The sequence below is a fragment of the Undibacterium sp. TC4M20W genome (assembly GCF_049340245.1).
Classification (GTDB): domain Bacteria; phylum Pseudomonadota; class Gammaproteobacteria; order Burkholderiales; family Burkholderiaceae_D; genus Undibacterium.
This window is the reverse complement of sequence record NZ_JBMPPI010000001.1, coordinates 484,260-509,534: the sequence shown is the minus strand read 5'-3', so window position 1 is coordinate 509,534 and position 25,275 is coordinate 484,260. Positions and strand designations below refer to the sequence as shown.

The following is a 25,275-nucleotide window of genomic DNA, read 5'->3' as shown; positions in this document are numbered from 1 at the left end:
GCTTTACACGCCCCACATCACTTCGCGCTGCATCTTGTTGGCGGCGTGCAGCATTTCAAGCACAGGGAAGGCCCTGGTGGCAAAGCTCACTGTTTCTGGTGCTTCATGGTCATTGTCATCACCATTCTCATTATGGTGTGCATTGACGTCGCGGCTGACTTCTTCAGAAATTGGATGTGCCTTGCTTTCGGCAACGGCAGCTTCTATGGTTTGTATGGCGTGTGGCAGTTCAGGCGGCGTGATGATGCCGCGATCTACATCTTTATTCAACAATTCCAGGATGCGACGCGCATGTTCCTTGTACATGGTGATTTCTGTAGCAGCTTTGGATTTAAACGTGATCAGCATGGGCGTTTCCCTTTTTTTCTAAGACATGTGGAGATAATGCGGCCAAACACCTGCAGTGCGCTAGCGGCACTGGGCTGGCTGCGCGTCCTTATATAATAATCCCAAATCAGCGGCTTGTCGTTTCAGATTGTTGCTTCAGTAGGATTTGAAAGACGTCATATAGGTGTCGATGACATCCTGTTTCATGTCTTTTTCCTGACCAAGCATGATAATTTGATATATCCAGGGGCCACGTACCAGAAAACGCCCCACCATCGTGACAGGCTGGCCATTGCGCAGTTTGCCGTGCACTTGAAGCATGTCTGCACTCAGGCTTTTGGTGTTTTCCGGTGTTCCCTGAATGTTGTTGATCATGCCTTTTTTCATGGCTTCCATGATCAGGCCTGCTTTGCCGGCATCTTTCGCCTTGGTACTGCCAACGGCAAAACTGATGCCGCCGACTTCACCGGCCAGCATATCCATTTTCACTTTGATGCCTTCGAGCTGCATGTCCTTGCTGTCACTCAGGGGTTTGCCCGGCATCAGGATGGTAAAAGGCGCATTGCTGCCGCGCGCATCGCGCCAGTCAAATTTAGGGCTGCAGGCATTCAACAGTAGCAGGCTGGCAAGTACCAGGGCATAAGGGAGTACAGGTTTCATGGAGACCAAATCGATAAGATTGCAGGAAGACATTCATGTTTATGGCTTTCTTGCCGTCAACAACATGTCTCAAGTGCTACATGATAATTCCTTTGTACAGCGCGCGCCTGTTTTTGCGTCTGAAAGCCAAGGTCCGCAAAATTGGCAGGTGTTTTCCTCTCTGTCTTCAGCAATAAGCCATTCTGTGCAGGTATACAGTGGGGTATTATGACAACCGCGTATAGACCATTCTGCAAAGGCAGGTCTGGTATGTTTTCATTTCATTTTTTGGTGCCGTGATGTCATTTTTTAAGTTCTCCGGGATTTTTTTGCTGATGCTGACATCGCTGACGGCTTGCGACCGTCTGGGTTTGCCCGATCCAGCCAGGGATGCAGCAGCGCGCGAATCAGATGCCCGTGCCACCGGCAGCGCTTGCCGCCATGCTGGCCGCGCTATAGAAGATTGTTATGCCCTCAATCCCGATGCTGCCCGTTCAGCCGTGTATGCGGGATGGAAGGAAATGAACGACTATATGCGGGAAAACAAGATCGATGTCGTCAAACCCGAACTGGCGAAATCAGAAGCTCCCAAAGTCGAAGAAAGCGGCGCTTCAGCCAGTGCCAAGGCTCCAAAGTAGAGAGCAAGTAGAAATCAAGTAGAGATAAGGCAATGTTGGTACGCACCATGCAGCCAGCCGATCTGGCGGCTGTCTATCACATACAGACCCAGGCTTATGTAGCCGACATGGTGGAAGCCCCGGCATTACTGGCCAGCCGCCTGGCGGCTGCACCAACTTGTGCCTGGGTGGTTGAGCGAGAGGATAAGGTAGTCGCTTACCTCGCTGCCTATCCCTCACGCCATGGGAGAATATCTGCCCTGGGGCAAGAGTTTCAGCCGGCCCAGCCAGCCAATGCGCTTTACCTGCATGATATGGCGGTTGCACCTGAACAGGCCGGACAAGGGCTGGCGCGTGCCATGCTTGCCTCTGCGCTGGAATATGCAGTCGCACAAGGCTGGCAATATGTCTGCCTGGTGTCTGTGCAAAGTACCCAGTCTTACTGGCAAGGCCAGGGATTCATGGAGCAGACTCAATTGAATGAAGAGCAACAGGCAAAGCTGGGCACTTATGTCGGGCCAGCCTGTTACATGATCAGGGAGCTGTAAGGCAGCAAAAGAAAAAAGCGGCTTTGCCAGCCAGGGTGGCTGGGCAAATCCGCTTTGTTAAACTGATCAGTCTGGTCAGTCTGATCAGTTTGGCGTAATGCTTATTCTTCGGCCTTGCTGCCAGCCTTTTCCTTCTTGTAGATGATTTTCTTCTTGCCGCCTTCGCAGGTGCCAACCACACGGTGTTTGGTTTCAGTGTCTTTGGAGACTACCTGCAGGCTGTAGTTGTTAACTCCTTTACCTTCCAGCTTTGCCGCCACCTTGTCCTTGATCGTTTCGCAGGAAGTGACTTCGGCCCAGGCCGGTGCGCTGCTGAGCAATAAACTGATGGCCAGACTTTTGATCCAAACGCTTTTTCTCATTTTGCCCGTTCCCTTTCCAAGTTTTTTTATATACGCCCCCTGGCAAACCATGCTTGCTTCGTCTCTGGGGTATCTTCTTAAAACCGTAACATTTCCCGGATATTTTTAACAGGAATAAATAGTTTCTTCATAGAAAGCGTGGTAAATCGTCTGCAAATTTGCTGCTGACTGTTAAAGTTCCGGTGTTGCAGAGTGCATTTCAGCAACTGGGACTAAGCCATGATGGCATGCTGATGCTGGCTCACATGTTGCGGCACGATCCCGCCGACTGGCCGTGCACCTTGCGCTTTGTTCCAGACTGCCTTGATTATGTCTATTTCTTGTCGATATAAAAACATATCAGTCACTGTTGAGCGCCGGAATAGAATATATTTACATTACAGTATTATTTGAAAATCAAAACTCCAACACTTCAGGCAATATAGGGGTCTATCAACTTACGGGTCTATCAACTTGCCAGACTTGAGCACAAGGATCAGCTTTGAGCGTGACCGGACGACATGAATTGAAGCCAGCGGGATTGCCTACCAGCCGTTTAGCCATTGCGCTGGCGGCCAGTCTGGTGCTGGCCATCATCGTCGGTGCAGCGACTGCTATCTGGATGTTGCGCATACAGGAAATCGGCAAGTGGGAAAAGCAGACTGAAACCTTCAGTGTCGTGCTGGCAGAAACCGTCAGCCAGCAGATGGATTTTGCCTATACGGCACTCGATAGCATCGCCGAGCGCATACAGGACCGCTGGAGTGTCAGTGCTGAATATTTGTCAGGCAAATTATCTACCCATGATTTTCACCAGTTCCTGCGTGAAAAAGCTGCATTATCGCCCGCTGTAGAAGTCATCTCCGTGCTGGATGTCGATGGCAATGTCATCAATACTTCGCGCAACTTCCCCGCCCCTACCTATAGTCTGGCGGACCGTGATTACTTCATCGCCCAGCGCGATAATCCGGTACAGGGTACTTTTTTGAGTTCGTCAGTACGCAGCAAAACGACCGGCAAATGGATGTTTTTCCTCAGCCACAGGCTGACGGGTAGTGATGGTGAATTCATAGGCGTTGTCATCCTTGGCATGTCGCCTTCTTTCTATTCACAGTTTTATGAAAAACTCAGTGCCGATGGCCATGCCACCATAGGCTTGCTACGCAATGACTTTACCTATCTGGCGCGTTGGCCAGAGCGTGGCGAAGTCATGGGCATGCGTAATCTGACGGGTAGCACCTATGAACTGGTACATGAAAAAAACAAGAAATCAGGTGTGCTGATCACCAATAATCCGCGTATGTCAGAAGGTGGTAAATCTGTTACGCGGATGGCTGCCGTGCAGTCACTCGAAAAATATCCACTGATCATCAATTTTTCTGTCGATGAAGATTTATATCTGGCTGACTGGCGCAAAATCAGTACAGGCATCGTCATTGTCGCCATGAGTGGCATCCTGGCTATCGTCGCCGCCTTTAGTGTGTTGGTGAATTTACTGGAAAGACGCGAGCAGGACCTGGTCGTCACGACGGAACTCAAGCAACAGGCTGAAGTCATCAACCGCAACCAGGCGCATCTACTCAAAAACCTGACCGAGCAGCAAATTGCGCTCAAAGATTCATCCGACCGCCTGCAAGCCATCTTCCAGAATGCGGCGGACGGTATCATCATGATCGATGATACCGGCAAGATAGAAGCACTGAACCCGGCTGCTGTGGCGATCTACGGACATCCGGCCAGTGAGGTGGTGGGCAAGAATGGCAAATTCTTTTCGCCACCCGGCCAGCCTGATTTGCTGGGGCTGGCCATGAGCCGCCGCGAATTCCTGGAAACCGGCTGCCTGCGTACCGAGGCTGAACGCATGCGCAAGGATGGAAGCCTGTTCCCGGCAGAACTGGCGATCACCGAGTATTACCATGCGGGCAGGCGCAAGCTGATCGTCATCGTCAGGGACATTTCCGAGCGCCGCAAGATGGAGCGCATGAAGAGCGAATTCATCTCCACCGTCAGCCATGAACTGCGCACACCGCTGACCGCCATACGCGGGTCGTTGGGTCTTATCATGGGCGGTGCCATGGGGGCTGTGCCGGATAAAATCTCTGCCCTGATGGGGATGGCGCACAAGAATAGCGAAAGCCTGACGCGGCTCATCAATGATTTGCTCGATATCCAGAAAATCGAAGCTGGCAAGATGGACTTCGTCTTTGAATGCCTGCCTTTGCAAAACCTCTTGCAAACAGCGATTAGCAATAATCAGGCTTTTGCCCAGAGCATGAATACTGAAATCGTACTTGGCAGCCAGCTGGAGCAAGCCATGGTGATGGTGGATACAGGGCGTTTCCAGCAAGTCATGGCCAATCTCTTGTCGAATGCCTGCAAGTATTCACCCGAGGGGGCTGTGGTGCAGGTAATGAGCATGGCCAGGGACGACAATCTTATCCGTATCGAGGTGATAGATCAGGGCGCAGGCATACCCGAGAACTTCCGCGACCGCCTGTTTCAGAAATTCTCCCAGGCAGATTCTTCAGACACCCGCGCCAAGGGAGGCACAGGCCTGGGTCTGGCGATATCCCAGGCCATCATACGGCAAATGCATGGCGATATAGGCTATTACATGGCGCAGGATGCCGGGCATGACGCTGTGCAGGTAGGTGGTGAGGGCCAGGATGTCTTGCATACTGGCACGCATTTTTATATAGACCTGCCCCTGCATACAGAAGTCAATGGCGGGCTGGAATTACCTACGCCAAACCCAGATCCCTTGCCTTGACTCCGGCAAATACCTGATCAAGCTGGTTCGCGTTCAAGCCATAAATACGGCCAAACAAGCCACCCAGCACAGCACGGTATTCATTGAGCACAGGGTAGTCACGGTTTTGGAACAGTTTGCCAGCTTCCAGCGCAATCTGTTCACCAGCGACCTGTCCGCCTTTGATGCCGCCACCTAATACCCAATACACGCTGCCATGGCCATGGTCGGTGCCGTGCTTGCCATTTTCACGGAAGGTGCGGCCAAACTCGCTGATGACCACTACCGTGGTATTGCGCCAGTTGTCGCCCATTTCCTTGCGATAAGCTGCCAGGCCGCGACCCAGCTCTTCGAACTTGACCGCCAGGGTACCGCTGGAGCCACCCTGGTTGACATGGGTATCCCAACCACCGACATCAATAAAGCCTAGCGCATATTTCTCACGCATGAGCCTGGCTATCCTTTGTGCCTCCAGCTCAAAACCCTTGGTCGAAATCGCATTGCGGTTGGCGCTGTTCATTTCTTCCTGCATTTCGCGGGCAACTTCATCGCGCATGGCAAAACCATCCTTGACTGCCTGTGACAGGCTGGTGTCGGCATACATCTGCAGGATCAGGTCGCGCTGGCGCTGATCAACATTATTCTTGCTGACATTGCGCAGTGCCGTATTGGCAATGTGGGCGCTACCCTGCATCGCCAGTGGCAACTGGTCGGTGAAGGACATGGCTGTCATCTTGCCATTATTGCCCAGCACCTTGGCCAGACGGTTCATGAAGCCGGAATGGAAATTACGGCTGCCATTCAAGGGCTGGCCCATTTCTATACTGTCCTGGGTTTCAAAATGGCTGCGCGTCAGGTCCTCGGTGCCGGCAAACGGGATGAAGGCAGCTTCACCCTGCTGGAACATAGGGTAAATTGTCTCGCGCAAGGCCGGGTGCAGGCCCCAGTCAGCATTCAGCGCGAGAGCAGCATCTGGTGTCGAGCCTGGTCTGGCAATCGCGATATTGGGTCGTGATTCATAATAGAAATTGCTTGATGTCGGTATCAGCAGGTTACTGGCATCATAGCCACCGCGCAAAAAAACCAGCAGAAGGCGGTTTTGTGTGGCGGGTGCAGCCATCACCTGGCTGGATATGCCCAGCATGGCAGTCGATGGCAGCAAGGCCAGTGCTTTCAATAAGTCTCGGCGTTTCATGTCTGTTTCTCCGTGAGGATTAGCGGCGCATCATTTCAGGCGAGGCGAGGAACAAGGCATTCCACTCCTGCGGTGTACTTGCCTGGCTCAGAGCAGTTTGCGTGGCCGGGCTGAATTGCTTGCTCCAGTTTTTCACATAGCCCGAAGTTGCTAGCGCCGGCGGCGGTGGCTTAGGTGCAGCCGGCGCCGCAGGTGTTGCTGCCTGAGCTGTTGCTGTTATTGGTAATGCAGGTGCTGCAGGTGCCGGTGACATTGCCGGTGCCGGCATTGCCGGGGCTTGCATGCCACTTGCGGCAACTGGCGGTGTCATCGATGTTGCCGGCATGGATACTGGCATAGCTGCTGGCGGTGCTGGCGTATCAACTTTGAACAAACCAGGGTTACCATTCGCGAGTGACCTGGCAATATCAAAGCGCACTGTCATCTGACCCGAGCTGGCCCAGGCACTTTCATCAAGGGCATAACCATCCGGAGTCTGCCTGCCGTTCAGTTGCTGGCCCATCATATTCAGCCAGTTCAGCATGGGGCCGGTATTGACGATGGTATTGCCGTCATACGCGAGGCGTACCGAGGCCAGCATATAGTGCATCGGGTCCTTGAATTTCTTGCCCAGCGAGGCGACGAATTCCTGGCTGTCAAACATGGTGCGCAGGGTGGCCGGGATATCGCCATCGGTTTGCAGGAAGCGCTGCGCCATCTTCTCTACCAGGTCTTTCGAGGGGTTGTCCGCCACAAAGAACTGCGCCAGTTTCTGACTCACATAACGCGCCGTGGCCGGTTGCCTGGACAGCATCAGCAAGACATCATCGAGTTCGGCAATGCCGCGCCCCTTGATGGTTTGCCCGAGGATTTGCTTGTCACCAAAATCATGACGCTGTGGCTGGAATTCAAACATGCCTTTCCTGACATACAGCTTTTCCTGCTCAGGTTTCATGCGCGGTGCATCCTTGTTCAGGCTGACACCAACACCGGTGAGTACCCTGGCCAGCTCCTGCACATCTTTCTGACTGTAACCACCATTAACACCCATGGTGTGTAATTCCATCAATTCTCGCGCATAGTTTTCATTGAGGCGGTTGACGGCATTGTATTCATTGTCGAGATAACGCAGCATGGCCGGATGCATGACCGTGGCGCGTAGCAAGTCGCGGAAGTTGCCCAGGGCATTCGGGCGTATCGCCTGCTCTTCAAAATCACCAAGCATCGCCCGTATATTGTGCTTGCCGCTATGGATATTGAAATGATTCATCCAGAACCAGCTCATCTGTTCCTGCAACTGGTTGGAAGAGTAAATGTCGCGCAGCAGAGCGCGGTTGGCGGCTTCCCTGGCCAGGCGTGTCATTTCCTGCTGGTATTCCTTGCGCAGCGTGTCGTCCGTGCCTTTTTGCTGCTCAGAGGCAACGCGGCGCGCTTCCAGCTCACGCATGGTATCCATGAAAGGCTGGCGCGAAATGGTCATCGCATCGACCTGCGCCTGTATTGCGGCAGGCAGGGTGGCATTGCGCCCGCGCAACTGCTGGTCGAGGTAACGGTCCGGGCCCACGGTCTGCATGGCCTGCAATGTGGAGGGATTGCTGCCCCAGCTCAGACGGTTCAACAAGGCTTCTGGTGCCACTGCGGCCTTGCCCAGCGTATTGCCTACGGGCGGCAGTTTGCTGTTATCCGTTGCCTGTTGCTGGGAGGTGGTGCTACAGGCACTCAGCAAGACCAGCATGCTGGCAGCCAGGGCATGTTGCAAATTCAGTCGGGTCGTCATTTCGCTCTGCCTTTTCCGTTGACATCCATCTATAACGCATCAATCGATAAACCGTGATACGCAGTATATGTATATTTACCCACATTTTCGTAACGCGCTGTAACAAAAATGCAGGCTGCCAACAGAAGGGGAAGGGTCACAGGCTTGCCTTGATGAAAAGCAAGCCTGTTTGTATGCGGCGCTTATAAATAAACCACCCGAGGATCAGGCCAGATCCAGGTCATCACCATCAAAATAACTGTCATCAGCAAAGTTTGACTCGGCAGGCGTAGCATCAGCCAGCGGCGATGCGTGGGCGGCGCTGTCGGTATTGGTGGCGCTGGGATTGCTGGTATTGCCTGTATCAAAATAACCGGGAATCAGATCACCACCACCCTGGTTGAGTTGCGCAGCGGCATTGTCAGTACTGGCCGCATGATGCTGGCCACCCATCAAATGCCCTATGCCCTGGAATAGAAAGGCACCCGCAGCGACACCTGCCGCAGTGGCAGCCACCGTACCCAGCACATTGCCAGCGCCACCACCGAAAAAGCCTGATGCCGGTGCCGCCACTGGTGCTGCCGCGTTCATATAGCTTGCCGGGAGAGGCGGTGGCAATGCCTGCCCGCTGACGCTGTAGCTGCTTGCAGGCTGGGCACGGCTGCTGGCACTGTTGCCCCAGCCTGTCGTAGCGGGGTCAAGGAAGTTGCCTGCCGGTGCCGGGTTTCTCTGCGCCTGTAAATCACGCAATTGGGTTTGCAGGCTGGTAATTTGCTGGTTTGCATTGGCCAAAGCCTGATCCAGCAACAAGGCCCGTTGCACCAACAGATAATGGGCGTCTGGCTGCTTGCTGACGGCCTCATTGATCATCGCCAGCGCCTGCGCATCTTTATTGCTGTCTTGCACTTTCACCAATTGGTCGAGAAAGTTTTGTAAAACCTGGGTTTCTTGCGGGGACATGATCAACTCCTGTTGAGAGATACATTAATGCTGTCCCCTATCTGGTCATGGCAATGGTAATTTCAATGCCGTGACCAGCTTTACTGATCCCGGAGTGCACGCCGGTACTGTATCGCCTCAGCTACATGCGGCGTCGAGATATGGGCTGAACCAGCCAGGTCGGCTATCGTGCGGGCGACCTTTAATACGCGGTGATAGGCGCGGGCTGACCAGTTGAGTTTGGTCATGGCATTGCGCAAGAGTTGTCCAGCTTGTTCATCCGGTTGGCAGTGCAGGTCAATTTCTGTGGTCGATAACAGATTATTCGCCTTGCCCTGGCGCTGTTGTTGCCTGTCAAAAGCAGTTTCTACCCGCGCATGGATACTGGCACTGGCTTCACCATCGGCCTGCTTGAGCAAGTCTGCATGCGGTAGTGCGCCGACTTGTATCTGCATGTCTATGCGGTCCAGCAGCGGGCCGGATATTCTGTCCTGATAACGGGCGATGATGTCAGGCGTGCAGCGGCATTTGCCATTGCTATGCCCGAAGTAGCCGCAAGGACATGGGTTCATGGCTGCTATTAATTGAAAGCGCGCCGGGAAATCAGCCTGACGCGCCGCGCGTGAGATGGTAATGTGGCCAGATTCCAGAGGTTCACGTAAAACTTCCAGCACTTTTCTATCGAATTCCGGAAGTTCGTCTGCATACAGTTGACATACTGATTGCCGACATTTCGTATGTACTTGAATTAATTGCGATTTTTTAATCTGCAGTCATTGTCGATATCGACTTGTAACCCATTCTGTCATCGACATTTGCAATTTGTTAGAGTTGATCAAATTCTGCTTTACCATAATATTTAGAGCACACTCAATGATTGAAACTATGAAGTCGGAACAGCATTTGATATTTCTTTAATTGCTCACCACCTTAGGGCTTGAATGTCAAAACAGTTAAATGTAAAGTGGATGCAGACTGCATCAATCCATTTCCGCTAGGTGATCGCTTTTGACATTATTTACTATATATAAATTTTCTTTTGCATTTATAGCAATAGTACTGGCGGTTGGCTTGATAGTTGTCATTATTGGAACCATAAAAATCTATTTTCCGAAGTGCAAGCATGAATGGTTCTGCCCAAAGCCTCACCGGGGGCATGATCTCAATGTCAATGTCTACCACTGTCGAAAATGCTCTGACACAGATCATCGGATGGAATAGGCTGAATAGGTAATGCGAGGAGCAAATGACGGCCAGTACTTGTTACTTAAACTTCAAGTAACAAGTCTGTCGTCGAAATCTCGATTATTTATATGACAGCTTTTCCTGTTCAGATATTGTTTCCCAGTCTCGAATGTCTCTTCTTTCCTTTATTGCCAGGACGATTTCTGCATGAATAAAATCATCCTTTCTAAGTAAAAGCTTCTTTTTCTCAGCTTCATAGCTACTAGGGTGTACCGAGGTTGATATCGTCGCCAATGTATTCTGGCCTGACATATCCACTATAGTGGTCAAGCTTCTTCTGCCTCCTCCGGAAGAATCTTTATCAATTGTAAGCCTCCCGATAGCGTCAGGATTTACATATGTGTTCTCACTTACTTTTATCAGCATGAATGGTGTGCTCCTTAATCAAAACGCTTAAAACCATTTTTTCGTTTCGTGGAATTTAAGAATCGATAAATTAAATTTGAATCCAATAAGTTAATTTCTCTGGTCGATAGCTCCATGTTACCTTACTGGGCTGCGGAAGGCGATGATATCAGCGGTGCTGTCCTTTGGATCTAAACGCAATATATGGGCTCGCAATTCGCTTACTTCAACTAGTAGACTCAATAACTTGTTAGTTGATTCTGCCTCCAAAACGTTGAGCCTTTCTTCTCTAATGTGTCCTTGCGCAGGGGCGTCTTTTTTCGAAGTGGTTTTACCTTCTTCGCACGCATTCCGTTTTGAACTGGCGACATAAATCTGAATCTTTTTAATTAGCGCTGGAAATCGTTCTTTACGCAACGCCGACGGTGTATGTCCGGCCTCACGCGCAACGTTGTTTTGGGTCACCGCACTCCCTACAGGCAAAATTTCAGGAATTCCATTCACCAATCGCTCGAATGCCATCTGGAATATTTTCTCAGGATTTTTTGATTGCATACAGAGCCTCCACAATAGCATTTTTTTGTGCGTTCAAGCTCTGGATCAGTAAGGAGTCATTCTCTCTACATTCCGCTAAATCTGATTCAACGATTTCGAGCATTTTCTCCATTCGACCTTGATTAGATTTTTGTATCAGCCCCTTCGCACATGTGACGCATTCAGAGACGTTGTCCCACCCACCAAATTCACAAGGTAGAGGATTAGTGCAAACACCTAAAGCGGTGTTTTTGATGGCAATACTTCCATTTAAAATCGCTGCCTTGAATGAGTCCCCTTCATAGCTATTTAATGTACGAAGAACAGAGTTTTTATTTATACCGTTTGCCGCCACGAAATTTTCACCTGCCAACTCCTTGACCTTTATTCTTGATATCTCTATCTGAGCATTTTCAAACTCTTTCTTCAATTCCGGGTCTAAAGGTTTCGAAAAATAGTTCTTTCCATAGTGCAGTGTCATTGCGGGGCCTGCGTGTTTTAACTGCCAACATAATGCAGGCAATGTAACTCCGGCACTCAACGCATTGCAGACAAAAGATCTTCTAAACTGATGCCATGAAAGGTTCCAAGGCTCATCAATCTTATATTTTTTCAGATTTAGATCCGGTGTCATTCTTATGGCTTCCTCCAGATCTTCTTTTGTAATCTTCAACAGATCAAATGGGAGCAGATGCGGACAGCTACCTTTCATTTTGTCGATGCCACCAAATCTGACTGAAATAGCAGAATCTTTAAATAAGTTTTTGCTAGCCTCGGCATAACCGAGCCAAGGCTCTGAACTGGGAGGGAACAAATACGACTTATTTGAGCGCGTTGGATTGTATTCACAATATTTGATAGCAGTTTTTTCACGAAGCAAAGAAATTGAGATTGCCGCTTTGATAGCAATTTCTACACTCGGAGAGGTTACCCAGTAAGCAGATTTGTCCTTAATGGTTTTTGTGGTGCTTCCTGTTATGAAATGTACGGCTCCAAGCATTTCGTCCTCGCGAACTGAATGACATTCTCTACGTAATAAAACATGCTCTTTATCTCGCATGCCAGTGAACGCCGCAATTAGCATGCGCGCTGCATAGCCTACATTTGTTAGATATGAAGACATGCTGGCAAGTCGGAGTATTGTATTTGGAGGATTTGTGCTCATCATGATGTCGTGCACTCCATATTCGGAGGTAAGATCATGAAATTTTTTCCCGGAATAATATTCTACGCACCCGGTTCTTATGCCTTTTTTGTATACTATTGAGCACGATTTAATGTTGGGTCCAAACTCTCTGAATGCTCTATCGCGATACTCTAAGCACGCGCTATAAAGCTGCTCAAAATTTTTTTCATTCTTCAGATATCCGTTCACAATCAATGTGCATCGATCAATAATATTATTGAGAATGCGAATTGGTATATATGGCGTTTGGTGCTGAACCGAATGTATCTCGAAATGTTTGTCCAAAGCTGAAATTTGATCGTTTGTTAATACAAAAAACCCCAATATATGTCTATCTGTGTATATCAACTTTAAAATTCTTCGTAGTGATACCCATTTCGCGTTCGTAGCGATTTCGATGATTTGGTTGAATACATTGGGGAATTGACTAAGTTTTGCAATATCAATTTTATTGTCTACGCACAGTTTGATAATCGTACGGATGTGAGCGGAGATTCCTGAGATAGTATTGCTTGATAGCGGCTGCCGCCAGGCATACATTGTCCAAAGAATGAGTTTTTTAAATCTGAAAAGGTTTACTTCATCAATGGCATTTCCATTATCGGTTTTAAATTGGAAATGTAGTCTCAAATTCCTATTGGCATAAGGTGTAAAATCCCAGGACATATCCTGGTAGGTGGACAAAATTTCGCCACTACGGGAAATCGAAATTGGAAAATCTGGGGGAACATCAAGTGAGTGTATTGAATAGTTTGGCTCCGATGGTGTTGGGGCATTCAAGTGACTAATATTGGCGGTAAATTTCATTTTTTTATCCTTCCTGCATCATCATTAGCTCAATCCAGCCGCGCCATTTCGGATGATAATTTTCTGCCTTAATTTCCTCTATCGCTGCAACTGCTTCAGATGAAATTTTCTTTGATGATTGAATTGCGGCTTGAACATGATCATCAATTCTTTCAAGTGATGCTGAAATCATCGGATCAATGGACTGAATGGTCCCTTGTATTTTTAGACGCATTTTTAGAAATTCTTTGTATGACAGTATTGAGTGTATATAGTCAAAATTTTCGATAGCTCGGTATTGAACACAGAAGAAGCAGCCGACTGGATTCATGCAATCAGGTGTTGGATGGACATCTGCTTCATTAGAAAATGAATTTGGCGCATCGGGATTATTACAGCTGCCGCCTGCCCTTACCTTATTTTTGGCTTCCTCTGGCTGTATGCTTGAAAAATATCGCCCAAGTTCGACCGAGGCCATTTGTTGAGAGCCTTTTAAATAACTTTTCAATAGCGTTGGCAGGCCATGTTGAAGTTCAGATGCCACCTTTACCAGATCACCTCCAATTGCAGCACTTCGAATTAACTTTTGTGCACGTGCAAACCTCAGCAATACCGCTGGGACGCGTGGCCTACCAGCTCTACTTAATACATTCGCCAATTCTCTAAATCCTCTTTCCCCTGTTGTAGTTATTTCTTGATGTGATGCATTCAGGATAGGGAAAAATCGCTCAACTGGAACGTCTTTAAATACTTCGTTACGGAAAGCAAGCCAATCCTCTAACTTTGCTCGATATGTTTTCGGTATTCGGATCTCTACACTCTCTTGGCGTCGATTCTTAAATCCCACGATTTTGTATTGATCACCGAAGCTCTCATACTTAATGGCAACCAATTGCAAATCTATCGCTACCTGTATGTTTGTTCCAGTCGCTCCAATAAATGCGAGCGTTTCTGCACTTGTCCGAAGATTGATTGCATGACGTCTTGCTGCGAAGGAGGTATTGCTATTTCTTTTTCTCCTTAGGTTGACATGGTATGGAGATAGGTAACCGGTATTGGTACTTTCTGTCGCACAATGCCCTTTTCCGTTGTATAGGATTGATGTTCCAGACCGGAATGTAATCCTCATCGGCCATTTTCCTCGGACTGTTTGTAGATCCAGTGAATTGATGATATCTTCAAGATCAAATAGAAAGCGCTCAACCGCATTGATATCCATCTTTTCGTGTGTGCGACTTTCTTTATCAGCTCTTGGCAATGTAATGCGCCCTATGAGCTCGTCACTCGAACAATTTAGGACCTCCTTAAAAACAGAAAGAACGCCCCATATATTTCCGTGTGCTGAGGTCTCTGTTATTTCTCCATTTCTGCACCTTTTCCATTGAAATTGAATCCATGCTGCCAGTGCTTTCTTTGTTGCCTCGACAGATTTCTCCAAAGGCAAAGAATTGGACTCACAGTACGAGAAGTATTTGCGTAGCAGCATCAATCTTGTTCCGATAGTTCCCGGCAGAATACCGTCTGCTATGCTTAGCATAAACACCTGGTAAATTTCCATTACTAGCGGAATTCTTTCTGAAATAGGTTTTCCCAGCAATTTGATTATCTTCGTGTAATCATTAGATTTTGGAGGAAGTTCGGCTCCGCCAAAAAAAGCTAATTTTCGTAAATCGAAATCGTAGATCTCACGTCCACTTCTCTTGATCGCTATTCCTAAACTGTGAAATTGAAATTTCTTATTTCGACTGACGTGCAAGCTCGTCGTCAATGGTATTGTTGACATTCATTGCCTCAATAAATTTTATGTATGAAAGTGTTGTGCTCGCGTTTTTATGGCCTAGTAAATCTTTAAGTCGATTGATGATGTGGTCAACGCGAATTCCTGCTTGCAGCCCTGCGGTTACGATTGATGTACCAAACGTCGCGCGAGTACAATGAAAGTAGAACTCTCTGAGATCTAATTTCCCAGCAGTCTTTTTTCTCAATCTGTTTAAGTCTTGACTTACTGAGCTGCTCAGATCTGACCCTGCGTCGTTGTAGGGTTTCCCCCATCTATTCAGTAGAATTATTTTCTTGTTCGAGTCATTTGCCTTGGCGGCACGATCTAAGCGCCGGGGTGAATTTATATAGCTCTTGATTTTTAGAAGCAGATCATCAGGAATTTGTGGCTTGTAATTCACTCCAAATTTGGTGGGTATGCCGTACTTTGGGCCTACGTTGAAGTAATGTAAGCCTTGAACATCGCTTGGCACTGCATTGGAAAACGCTTCTACATGTAGACCGCAGATTGTTTGAATGCGTAGTCCAGTCCGAAATCCCAACTCCAGCATGATCGAAAATTCGGGACTGGAGTACATAGTGGCATACGCCAATATTTCATCTCTGACTTTGGTCGAAACTGGAGTTAGCCCACCTTCGACGGTTGTACTGCTTGTACGCGACTTTCGTATTGACAGATCTGTGGACTGCACGGAGATTTTTTTTTCAAAACCAAATTGATCAATTTTTGTTGCCACTGATGATTTGAGCCGAAACGGTTCCGCGCTGGCCTCAAGCCAGCCATGATCTATAGCCCATGCGAAAAATCGTGTCACCGCATTTATGCGAGCGGTAACCGTGCTGGAGCTGAGTTTTTTTGATGCGGTACCGTTTTTTTGCTTTACGAGGTATCCTTTATAAAGGTAACTCGGTTTCTCTAGCCTTGTAGTGCCAAAACGCATCGGGTCAAGGCCGCTATCTTCACAGTATTGCAAATAGGACAAAAGCTGCCAGGAATAGCTGCGGATGGTCTTTATGCTTAAACTACCTGCGAATACGTCTTGTGCGCTACTGCATAGGTAGGCACAGCCTGCCAACCAGGGGGATCCATTTTTTTGAACAATCACAGGGAAATTCTGAATTTTTTCACCTGTCTTTTTTAGTGCATTTGGTTCACCTGAACTTGAAGCAGCGTAACGTTGATATTCGATGTTTAAAATGTATGCCATAAAATTATGAAATTGCACGTGCACGTTCCCCATGTCCGATGCAATCGGACATTACAAATGGGGTCGACTTATTGTTGAGTTGGAGTGAAGGAGATCGCTTGCGCGGCTACATCCCACCTGGTGGCAATGCACTAGCAGGATTTTTTATGGGGAGTGTCTTGATTGACGATGTGGTAGCCACGAAGTTCGTGACAATTCGATAGCGATTATGCGTGGGGGTATTAATTTTGGTCATGTTTTTTAGGCGAACGCGTCTCTTCCTGCAAGCGAACTTGCGGAAAAAGTAGTTAATATGGGGGCTTGACGCGGGAACAGGCATGACCGATACTTCGTTTTCCAGACGTGTATCGAAAGATGCGTAGCCCCGCTTACTCAATATTGAGTTGTGCGGGGCTTTTACATTTTGTTCTCCTGATTTTTCCTTCCGGGATCGTTTAGCCTCTGTTTTTCATTGGCCAATGCCAGCGCAGCATTTACGATTCCGGCGACGTCTTGTGTCAGATTCGGAAGAACTGTGTAAAAATTTGAAACTAAAGCCCACTTCCATGGTGGCATATCTTTAATTTCGTAAGTGTTGCGCGATAAATCTTGCGCTTGCAAAAGCTCTTCTTTTTCTTCTTCGTCTAAATGTAGTGCTGTAGAAATTCGCTCCATTAAACTTTTTGAGACGTTATTTTTCACACCTTTGAGAACCGCAGATAAATATGACGGCCCTACACCAGCTCTTTTCGCTAGTTCGCGTTGAGTCATCTCGCGTTGAGCAAGTAGCCTCTTAATAAGCCAACCAAAAGGTGTGACATGTTCAACAGAGTGGATCCACTGCTCTGATAATCGATTGGGGCGAAGTTTGGTATATGGGTGCATGGCGGCACAATACACTACGTTGCATCTGTTTTCAAGTGGGCGTTATTGCTTCGTAACTTATTGATTTGAAAGAATATATTTTTTATTTTTTCATAAAATTGGGCATCAAAAAAATGTTTTTTTGATGCCCAATTTTCCGACTTTTCTCCATGAAAAAACGGTTTTTTTAGGTGATACTTACCTATGTCGGATTCGTAATACTTGTAACCTAAAATTTTTAACAAAAGTCCCGACTCTTGGTCTGCAGTTCACCGAGCATATGGGACAAGTCCACCAATCGCATTGCGATCAAATGCCGCACATTGTGTTGATTTTGCCAGCGCCCATAAACACCAATCAATGAAGCTCCATAAATCTCCTTGCGGTACTGTTCAACTACGCTTTGCCAGCAAATTACGTTTACAGTTCCGGCCTCATCTTCAATCGTCAGAAACACCACTCCATTTGCCGTCTGGGGCCGTTGCCGCACAATCACAATCCCACATCCACGCGCCAGCATGCCGTCTGCGCTGCAATGCAGAACGTTGGAAGTCAGGAAGCGCATTGTTTTGAGCTTCTCCCGCAGCAAAGCCAAGGGATGTCTTCCCAGCGTCAAGCTTAAGCTTTGGTAATCAGCAACGATGGTTTCTCCTTCGCTGGGCGCGGCCAGCTCGATGCGGTCTTCATGGACACTGGCATCTCGCAGCAACCCCTTATCCGGGATACCGACAACTGACTGCCACATCGCCTGGCGTCTATTACCTGCCAGAGACTCAAGGGCATTAGCCTTGGCCAATGCCTGGATGTCATTCCTGTCCAGGCTAGCTCTGGCGGACAGGTCACTGACACTGGAGAATTGCTGAATTGCCCTGGCTTCTTCTATGCGCCAGGCAGCATCTTTCTTGAGGCCACTAATATTGTTGAGGCCGAGTCTGACTGCCGGCTGCTTATCTGGTATAGGTTCCAGACTGGCATCCCAGTTGCTGACGCATACATCGACTGGCCTTACGATCAGACCATGACGCTTGCCATCCTGTACCAGTGCTGATCTGGAATAAAACCCCATGGGGAAGCTATTCAGGAGTGCACACAGGAATGCCGCTGGTTCATGACATTTGAGCCAGCTGCTGGCATAGGCCAGTAAGGCGAAACTGGCTGCATGACTCTCAGGGAATTCTACATCCCTAATTTGGCTGAAGCTGTAAGCGAGCTAACCGTACATTCTCAGCATCGCATCACAGAAATTACTCGGCGTGACACGCTAAAAATTCTGAATTGTCTTGATTCGCTATTCAACGACATCGATCTTTTCGAAGGCCTTAATATTGTTTCGTATGAGTACTTGACCTATGACGGTATTGATAACCATCTCAATTTCCTTCCTACTCTCTCGAAAGAAATAATTCAACACTATGTGCGCAATCCAGATGATTCCAATGAAGAAGTACTGATTCGTTGTGGCGCACTGACTTGCAGTCAGACCAAATTTTTTGCATTACTTGAAAAATTACTGCACCCGATTGTTCGGCGCGGAGACGAACAAACCGAGTTAGCAGCTCACTTAAATGCCGTTCTGCGGCCAGATGGCTTTCATGCCACTATAATCGGAGAGCAATCTACTTATCCGATCTATGCTGTTCGTCGTATCGAAAATGGCGTTGCCGGTGCCGTGAAGAACTTAATTTTCGCATCAATCGGGCCAAAGCCAGAGCTGGTGCTACGCGACGCTGTAAATAACGACATCGAAATCATCAAGCACGCAGACAAATGTCTTGTGTTTGACCGCCAGTTGTCAGCGAGCGGTCTCACATGGTTGGATATGGCCGAATGGTGGCAGGAGCGCGGAAATCTCGCAGACTTGAAGTTCGCCCGACAGGCTCTGGGAAAGCGTTTGACGCAATCCGTAGTGTTATCTGATTCTCCTGGAGAATATGCAATCTTCCGCATTTATCACGAAGTGCTTGGCCCGAAATTTGGAGATCGACTTCCAGCCTTGATTCCACAGGTCTATCTACATTACGACCCATTTACGCAATCCGAGCGAGCGAAACTAGGTAAAGACAGTGTGTTATCTCGACAACGCATGGATTTCTTAATGTTGCTAGATGGCCGTATTCGCGTCGTTATTGAGGTTGACGGGCAGCAGCACTACTCTGAAAGCGGTAAAGCATCACCCACTCAGTACGCAAAGATGGTCGAGGAAGACAGGCGATTGCGGCTTCAAGGATATGAACTGTATCGCTTTGGAGGAGCAGAGTTTCCGGATGTGACTAAGAGGAATGATCGCTATGATGTCGGCCCACGCGCCAAGAAACTAGTGATCGATTTTTTTGAATGTTTGTTCGATAGGCATAAGATTAGGCCATGACAACCTCAGAAGATAATGAGCAACCATAATTATAGGTATTGAGATTGCTGAGATCCGTCGGTTCCTAGAGGGAGAAGTCAGAGGGGACATGACAGGGGGTAACAAACTTGCTGAATAGATTAGGAGGTTATGATGAGCTGGGGGAAAAAAATTATCCAATTTGTAGATAACGAAGCAGCTTATAAATTGGTTTTTGATAACGTGCGCAACATAGGACTTGCAGCAGCAGTTGGCACAATTTCACAGCATGAATTTGCCAAGGGGGGAACCTGGGGAATGTTTAACGGGACACTGTTTGGTATTGCGGGCGCATTCTTATTCTTTTCAGCGTTTTCGCATTTTCGTTGGCGTGTTGCTGATCTATTTGGATGGCGACGCTCTTTCTGGTGGCTGGGGATAGACGTGCTATATGTTTACATGGCGTATAGAGTTTTCATTACATTTATTTTTGCGTTCAATGTTTCAGGAAAATAAAAAGAGTTGTCAATGTGGTGAAGCTGGAGTCTGACGGCTAGCGTAAGGCACTTAAATAATATGCAGAAATTCAAAGAATAACCCGTTCATCGATTTACAATAATATTATTTTGATATCATAAAAAGTGAATCATCACGTTGCTGGAAAACGTCACAAATTGTAACTTGCAACAAAGTCACTGGTACAATAAGTTTCCCCCGAACAAACAAACTAACCCATGTTTATCCTACCTGCACATTCGCTGACAGCCACCGTAGAAGACCATATTCACAGTCAAGTACGTGATGAAGTTCCCGTTCTTTACTGGGCGTTTAGAGTCGCGAATATTGTTGCAAAGCCAGCTCAATACCTTGCCATAGTCTCAATGGTTTTCGGCGCACTTCTCCTGCATGTTCTTAAGGAGCAATTTCCCGTTGACAGCCCACAATACAAGGCAGTCCTTGATCTTGCTAGTTGGACATTTATCTGGTGTTGCGGAGCGTCAGTTTTGGCATATATCTGCAGGACACACTTTTGGACATTATTGCAGCCATATGTCTTACGTGCTGCAAAGTCGGTTTGAGGTAGCGCTAATGAAATATGGGATCGCAGGCTTCATTATCTGCTTATTGCTGCCTGCATGTTCGCTTTAAACCTGGTTGGACAAAGCCAAATACAAAATATCGGTAATGCTGTGATTGAAAAATCAAAGAAAAAATAAACGCATTAGCCGGGTAGTTAATGGGAGCTGGTTATGCTCCAGAGAAAATAGCCATCAATCTTACGGCTTGTGGTCTTCGTGATTTTCAATATGAATCGCCTGGTGCACGATGCGATAGCGAGGATGCTTCACCTTGTTGCTGGGAGGGAAAATTTTCCCTTGAATACAAGTCACCTCGTGATGTGGATTATTCACATCATGTTCAACTACATAAATCCCAGAGGCCGGGACCACATCTCCCGGCTTAAATACATCATTCTTGCTTACTTGTTTGTTTTCTTCGATAACAGTAACTCTACTCAATAATTCCTTAGCTGTGGCCATACGATACTTTCATTGTCATTGAGCAATCGACCATTCGATGCTCTATGAAGTTATGGAGCTAACATGCTTTATTTTCAAGCCTTGCCAAAAATCCTACTTAGACATATGCAGGTGAGGATGAACGGTATGATCATACCCCTTACCGGGTGCCGAAATTTCTATTCAAATTGGTCAGTGGCAGAGCATCCGGTAAAGCTCGGACTTATTGTATAGGGAATCCGATTCGGCCAAAGTAGGGAAACCAATTACATATTCTGAATTGGTTCGCCGAACAAGATCGATTTTATTGCTGGGATCAGAGAGCAATAGCTTTAAGTTGCACTAGATAGTTTTTTACACATATCAACAGTCCAATTGCGTACCCACTCGCGGTCTTCTTCATTGAGACCGTTGAGTGACGAAACTATATCAATTGCTTGGTCCAATGGACGCGACGAACCAGCTCGCACCAAGGTGTCCAGAGGCACTTTGAAAAGCTCAGCCAGATCAATCAGGCGGAGCAACGGCGGTATCGTTGCTCCCCGCTCAAACCGGGAAATCGTTTCTTGCTCGACGCCAATAAGCTCAGCTACCTGTTCCTGCGTTAAACCTTTATTTAACCGCTGCTTGGCCAAAGCGGTACCGATCCGCTTGGCGAACTGATTTTCCTGTCTCGCAGTAACCATTTCCACATTCCATGTCTTATAACCACATGAATAGTGGTATTTCTTGGTTTTTCTGGTAACATCGCAAAATGTGGTTAAACCACAAATATTGAATATGCAAAGGTTAAACCTAATGGTTATAGATGAGTAAAGCGTGATGTTTCTGCTCAATCTCTATAGCGGATTTGAAATAAACAGGAATTGGAATGGCTGGAAACTTCAAAACAGCAGTCACTGCAGCGCTTGGAACAATTGCAGTTCCTGTCATGGGTTTCTCTGGATTGGGAGCAGTCGTCGCTTTGCTGGTCCTGGTTTTCGCTCGCGAATACAGGACAAGTGGTGTTTTCATCTTCCTTGTGATCGCATCCATGACCTGCTTTCTTTCGATACGCCTGCTGCAAAGGATCTACAAGAAATCCAAAAATCTCGTCGAGAGCATCAACCGGCAAGCAAACCTGAATTTCAATGTAGAGAATTTATTAGGGCATCCAAGCCCCATATTTCTGGTTTTCGATAAGCAAAACAAGAAACTGGCTGTCTGCAACAGTAGTACCGGCACGTTCCAAATACATCCACTTTCTTATTTGCTTGCCTGGCATTACGAATGGAAAAATCGGGAGACTATGGAATTCACTGGTCATTTCCACCAAGTAGGCAATACTGTAATGAATGCGCCGTCGTTTGAACGCAGTCACAAGCGCGTTCTTTTCGAATTGGTTATCGAGCTTGCTGATGAGATCAATCCGATTATGAAGTTTTACATGAGTGAGAAAGAAGCAAAACAATGGTGTGCAAAACTGAATGCTATTGTCAACGGCTGATAAGCCAGGTCCTAAATCGCTGCGCTCTCTCGTACGCGATCCCCTAACTATATCCAATGGCTTTCAAGGCCAGGATACGACTTAATTAAATCATGCATTCGGTCCAAGAATTACAGCGCGGCGCAATTATGCTGCGCACACAATGTTTAGAGACAGTCACCAAATTCGCATCAAACAATCCAGGCATCCCTGCCCAAGCCGTCGCCATTGGCCTGGGTGAACTGCTTATACAGTTCTCCGTCTCACAACTGGGACAGGAGCATACGCATCATCTACTGTCGTCGTTGCAGGAAGCTGTACTCCTGTTCGGTGATAAAATAATTGAGCCACATTGAGCAGTCCAACGGTGATCATCCGGGAATCTGCGTAAACAGCGCAACTACACAATGAATAGAGCCCAAAAAACGAAAGGGGTTATTGCATTGGATGCAGATGGTGTGCTTCTTGACTATCATGCTTCCTATGCATTGGCCTGGCAGATGGCGTTCGGAGTTCTGCCAGCAATCAAAGACCCGCTTGCTTACTGGCCCATAGACCGATGGGATGTTCAGAGATTGACTGGGAACGAACTGGAGCGGTTTCGCCAGTGTTTTGACGAGGAATTCTGGTCCACCATACCGGCGCTGCCAGGTGCACTAGAAGCTTGCCATATGCTCAAGGATGCCGGTTATCACCTGGTGTGTGTAAGCGCACTGAAAGAGGCGCACCGGCTCTCCAGGTTACAGAACATCCGCGACCATGGATTTCCAATCGCCGACGTGATCGCAACCGAACAAAACGATACTGGCATTAGTCCAAAGTCCAAGGCTCTTAATTACTTGCAACCTGTTGCCTTTGTTGACGATTATTTGCCTTACTTCCGTGGTGTGCCAGCCGATATACACATGGCACTCATTACCAGGGAACCAAATGGAACTCCAAATATTGGTGACGAATTAAATAATGTCTCTTCGTCGCATTCCGATCTGCTGGATTTTGCGAAATGGTGGATACGTCGTGAACATGACATACAGTAAGCCGCCTGTTTTGAATTTGAAACTAAAATACAAACGGCCCACATCGGAGGGCCATTCTTACTTAAACGTCTCCAGGGGGAGGCTTGCGCCGATGAATCCCGGAGAGCACAAAAAATTACATAGTACCTTCGAATAACATGGCGAGTTTTGCAGAATCAGGCTTTTACTTTTGGGGCAACATTGCGTAGAGTCGAAGCTGCTTGTTGAGTAACTGTCAGATCAGGTCGAGACTACTACATCTTATTTAATTCAGAAATTCTCAATTAATTCCGATTTTCACAGAAACGCTTAAATAATTTGACGTTTTTCTAAAATAATGTGACCTTCACCATTCATCGCTGGTCCTCGTAACTTAGGCGCTCTACGAGCTTACTTACCAACACATCAGCCGCGTCACTGTCGAACCGATGGCTACCGTGAGGGCGGGCACGAACAAAGCCTGTCAATTCATCCAGGCCAACTTGTCGAGTATAAGCCTCAAGTTCAACGTCAGCAATTCTGGCTGCTTCCTTTACTATAGCTATCGCGGCGTTGCCGCAATCATCGCAGGCTGCATGTGAAGTGCAACCATGTTCGCTGGTAACGTCGCGGTAGAGCTTTTGCGCGATCGGGAATGCCCATGCAGATTGCTTTGTTGGTCGAACAATTTGATGTTTCGAGCGATTGCACCCAGGGCAATGCCAATCGTCAGGTACTAGGTCCCATTTTTTTCGGCTCGTGACTTTGGCGACATGCTCGATCTCGCCCGATGTCGGAACTTTGGGCCTATCTAGAACCGGCTTTTTCCGCCAATCTGAGAGACCTTTTTGTGGTTGTTGGCGTGTTGGCCCGCAAAGTACCCTCAGCGCGTGCGGAGCCCTCCGAAACTGCGCGGTGGTTTCCGCCATCTTTTTGATATAGGCAGGATGGGCCTGAACGGGCATGCTTTGATACCAGTGCTCATTTTTGGCCGCAATTTCCGCTATCCGCTCTACGATTTTCATTCGCAATTCAAAGGTACTTCGATTTTGCTCCCAAATCCTTGCCGCAATGGCCTGATCGATGCGGTGCTCTGCATACGGTACTGTGATCACGAATTTGAGAATTTCCTGCGGCGAGAATGAAAACGAGGAGTTAGCCTTGACAAGTTTCTTCGCCGCTGCATCGGCATTATTGCAATCGTTGCAAATCACGGTGTTGTCATAAGCCGAAACCATTGGCGCACTACGTTTGGCAAAACCCTCAGCGGCTTCGTCCGCGAGAACGCGATGCATGCTGGCTGAAATACTTTGAAATTTCCTGAGCAAGAGGTCCTTCATGTGGTCGTGATGCTCAACTAACCGGCACATCAGGTCACCGTTCTTGTTGGGCCTTGCAATTTCCACCTTCGATCTCTGACATGCGGGACATTTCCATGAGGTAGGGGTATAAGCCCACAACGTGTCCATGTCGACGCCAGTACATCCATGGCTTTTGACCAAGGCTTTCGTCAGGGGAGACATGATGCCATCAAGAGTGCTATTGCCCATTTCAATTGATCGCAGCAGCGCTTCGTCTTCTGGGAAAATGTTGCTTGACCACTCCTTAAGCCAGTTTCTCCAATCTGGCTCCTGCTCTATTTCTTCGTTCTGCATCTACGACACCTCACTGCTAAATTCTTCATTTTGACGCCAGACTTGCCACTTTCAACGATTCATCGAGATCGCTTTTGGCAATTGCCAAAACACTTGGCCACATGAAATCAATTGCCGGTACTATTAACTTTGCAAATTCTATGCGTTTGTCCGCCCCTACTTCGCATTCGCAAAAGATGGCAATTACGCCGGTGGCAAGGGCTCATCCCATAAACGGCGCTTACTATTAAAAAACGCGGGAGCGCATACTTTTATGAGAATACGCAATGTCCATAGCACAAACTTGAAAACATATTCA

Annotated in this window: 23 protein-coding genes and 2 pseudogenes; 7 read left to right on the top strand and 18 right to left on the bottom strand. The window is 47.7% G+C overall.

Annotated elements, in window-relative coordinates:
* Window positions 1–3 precede the first annotated feature (3 nt).
* A complete protein-coding gene (locus tag ACO0LL_RS02420; RefSeq protein WP_422949292.1) occupies window positions 4–348 on the bottom strand; it encodes a DUF1840 domain-containing protein in 345 nt (114 codons plus the stop codon).
* Window positions 349–483: 135 nt separating this feature from the next.
* A complete protein-coding gene (locus ACO0LL_RS02415) occupies window positions 484–987 on the bottom strand; it encodes a hypothetical protein (RefSeq protein WP_422949291.1) in 504 nt (167 codons plus the stop codon).
* Window positions 988–1,265: 278 nt separating this feature from the next.
* Here ACO0LL_RS02415 and ACO0LL_RS02410 point away from each other — a divergent pair, with 278 nt between their 5' ends.
* Window positions 1,266–1,604, top strand: a complete 339-nt coding sequence (locus tag ACO0LL_RS02410) for a hypothetical protein (RefSeq protein ID WP_422949290.1) — start codon at window positions 1,266–1,268, stop codon at window positions 1,602–1,604.
* 32 nt (window positions 1,605–1,636) lie between these two features.
* On the top strand, window positions 1,637–2,131 hold the full coding sequence (locus tag ACO0LL_RS02405; protein ID WP_422949289.1) for a GNAT family N-acetyltransferase: 495 nt from the start codon (window positions 1,637–1,639) through the stop codon (window positions 2,129–2,131).
* A 101-nt stretch (window positions 2,132–2,232) separates the two neighbouring features.
* Here the strand turns inward: ACO0LL_RS02405 and ACO0LL_RS02400 are convergent, their stop codons facing one another.
* Window positions 2,233–2,493: a DUF1161 domain-containing protein gene (locus ACO0LL_RS02400; RefSeq protein WP_422949288.1), complete on the bottom strand. Its 261-nt coding sequence runs from the start codon at window positions 2,491–2,493 to the stop codon at window positions 2,233–2,235.
* A 212-nt stretch (window positions 2,494–2,705) separates the two neighbouring features.
* On the bottom strand, window positions 2,706–2,831 hold the full coding sequence (locus ACO0LL_RS02395) for a hypothetical protein (protein ID WP_422949287.1): 126 nt from the start codon (window positions 2,829–2,831) through the stop codon (window positions 2,706–2,708).
* Between the two features lie 149 nt (window positions 2,832–2,980).
* Between ACO0LL_RS02395 and ACO0LL_RS02390 the strand changes: the two genes are divergently transcribed.
* The gene (locus ACO0LL_RS02390; protein ID WP_422949286.1) at window positions 2,981–5,242 is read left to right on the top strand and encodes an ATP-binding protein; all 2,262 of its coding nucleotides are present in this window, start codon (window positions 2,981–2,983) and stop codon (window positions 5,240–5,242) included.
* Here the strand turns inward: ACO0LL_RS02390 and ACO0LL_RS02385 are convergent.
* The 11 genes and pseudogenes from ACO0LL_RS02385 to ACO0LL_RS02335 all read right to left on the bottom strand — a co-directional run.
* On the bottom strand, window positions 5,214–6,416 hold the full coding sequence (locus ACO0LL_RS02385) for a DUF1501 domain-containing protein (RefSeq protein ID WP_422949285.1): 1,203 nt from the start codon (window positions 6,414–6,416) through the stop codon (window positions 5,214–5,216). The genes ACO0LL_RS02390 and ACO0LL_RS02385 overlap by 29 nt on opposite strands.
* A gap of 19 nt (window positions 6,417–6,435) precedes the next feature.
* Window positions 6,436–8,172, bottom strand: a complete 1,737-nt coding sequence (locus ACO0LL_RS02380) for a DUF1800 domain-containing protein (protein ID WP_422949284.1) — start codon at window positions 8,170–8,172, stop codon at window positions 6,436–6,438.
* Window positions 8,173–8,376: 204 nt separating this feature from the next.
* Entirely contained in the window at window positions 8,377–9,111 is a 735-nt protein-coding gene (locus ACO0LL_RS02375; protein WP_422949283.1) for a DUF2076 family protein, read from the bottom strand.
* A gap of 80 nt (window positions 9,112–9,191) precedes the next feature.
* Window positions 9,192–9,800: pseudogene (locus ACO0LL_RS02370) on the bottom strand (ATP-binding protein); the annotation flags it as partial.
* 595 nt (window positions 9,801–10,395) lie between these two features.
* Complete coding sequence (locus tag ACO0LL_RS02365) at window positions 10,396–10,701, bottom strand: hypothetical protein (protein WP_422949282.1); 306 nt, start codon at window positions 10,699–10,701, stop codon at window positions 10,396–10,398.
* 117 nt (window positions 10,702–10,818) lie between these two features.
* Entirely contained in the window at window positions 10,819–11,235 is a 417-nt protein-coding gene (locus ACO0LL_RS02360) for a hypothetical protein (RefSeq protein ID WP_422949281.1), read from the bottom strand.
* Complete coding sequence (locus ACO0LL_RS02355; protein ID WP_422949280.1) at window positions 11,216–13,207, bottom strand: hypothetical protein; 1,992 nt, start codon at window positions 13,205–13,207, stop codon at window positions 11,216–11,218. Before ACO0LL_RS02355 ends, ACO0LL_RS02360 begins: the two co-directional genes overlap by 20 nt.
* Window positions 13,208–13,211: 4 nt before the next feature.
* Window positions 13,212–14,969 carry a hypothetical protein gene (locus ACO0LL_RS02350; protein WP_422949279.1) on the bottom strand — a complete coding sequence of 586 codons (1,758 nt, stop codon included), beginning with the start codon at window positions 14,967–14,969 and terminating at the stop codon, window positions 13,212–13,214.
* Window positions 14,923–16,191 carry a tyrosine-type recombinase/integrase gene (locus ACO0LL_RS02345; RefSeq protein ID WP_422949278.1) on the bottom strand — a complete coding sequence of 423 codons (1,269 nt, stop codon included), beginning with the start codon at window positions 16,189–16,191 and terminating at the stop codon, window positions 14,923–14,925. The genes ACO0LL_RS02350 and ACO0LL_RS02345 overlap by 47 nt, the downstream gene beginning before the upstream one ends.
* Before the next feature lie 378 nt (window positions 16,192–16,569).
* Window positions 16,570–17,037: a helix-turn-helix domain-containing protein gene (locus tag ACO0LL_RS02340; protein ID WP_422949277.1), complete on the bottom strand. Its 468-nt coding sequence runs from the start codon at window positions 17,035–17,037 to the stop codon at window positions 16,570–16,572.
* A gap of 217 nt (window positions 17,038–17,254) precedes the next feature.
* A pseudogene (locus ACO0LL_RS02335) lies at window positions 17,255–18,214 on the bottom strand (OB-fold nucleic acid binding domain-containing protein); the annotation flags it as partial.
* Here ACO0LL_RS02335 and ACO0LL_RS02330 point away from each other — a divergent pair.
* Together ACO0LL_RS02330 and ACO0LL_RS02325 are read left to right on the top strand one after the other, a co-directional pair.
* Window positions 18,176–19,384: a hypothetical protein gene (locus ACO0LL_RS02330; RefSeq protein ID WP_422949276.1), complete on the top strand. Its 1,209-nt coding sequence runs from the start codon at window positions 18,176–18,178 to the stop codon at window positions 19,382–19,384. The pseudogene ACO0LL_RS02335 and the gene ACO0LL_RS02330 sit on opposite strands and share 39 nt — an antisense overlap.
* A 132-nt stretch (window positions 19,385–19,516) precedes the next feature.
* Window positions 19,517–19,858 carry a hypothetical protein gene (locus tag ACO0LL_RS02325; protein ID WP_422949275.1) on the top strand — a complete coding sequence of 114 codons (342 nt, stop codon included), beginning with the start codon at window positions 19,517–19,519 and terminating at the stop codon, window positions 19,856–19,858.
* 761 nt (window positions 19,859–20,619) lie between these two features.
* Here the strand turns inward: ACO0LL_RS02325 and ACO0LL_RS02320 are convergent.
* Both ACO0LL_RS02320 and ACO0LL_RS02315 read right to left on the bottom strand, forming a co-directional pair.
* A complete protein-coding gene (locus ACO0LL_RS02320) occupies window positions 20,620–20,883 on the bottom strand; it encodes a hypothetical protein (RefSeq protein ID WP_422949274.1) in 264 nt (87 codons plus the stop codon).
* Between the two features lie 311 nt (window positions 20,884–21,194).
* Window positions 21,195–21,548 carry a helix-turn-helix domain-containing protein gene (locus tag ACO0LL_RS02315; protein WP_422949273.1) on the bottom strand — a complete coding sequence of 118 codons (354 nt, stop codon included), beginning with the start codon at window positions 21,546–21,548 and terminating at the stop codon, window positions 21,195–21,197.
* 185 nt (window positions 21,549–21,733) lie between these two features.
* Here ACO0LL_RS02315 and ACO0LL_RS02310 point away from each other — a divergent pair, with 185 nt between their 5' ends.
* Both ACO0LL_RS02310 and ACO0LL_RS02305 read left to right on the top strand, forming a co-directional pair.
* Window positions 21,734–22,348 (top strand): hypothetical protein, encoded by a 615-nt coding sequence (locus tag ACO0LL_RS02310; protein ID WP_422949272.1) that lies wholly within the window; start codon window positions 21,734–21,736, stop codon window positions 22,346–22,348.
* 386 nt (window positions 22,349–22,734) lie between these two features.
* Complete coding sequence (locus ACO0LL_RS02305; protein ID WP_422949271.1) at window positions 22,735–23,364, top strand: HAD family hydrolase; 630 nt, start codon at window positions 22,735–22,737, stop codon at window positions 23,362–23,364.
* Between the two features lie 332 nt (window positions 23,365–23,696).
* Here the strand turns inward: ACO0LL_RS02305 and ACO0LL_RS02300 are convergent, their stop codons facing one another.
* Window positions 23,697–24,977, bottom strand: coding sequence for a hypothetical protein (locus ACO0LL_RS02300; protein WP_422949270.1), 1,281 nt, complete (start codon window positions 24,975–24,977; stop codon window positions 23,697–23,699).
* Window positions 24,978–25,275 lie beyond the last annotated feature (298 nt).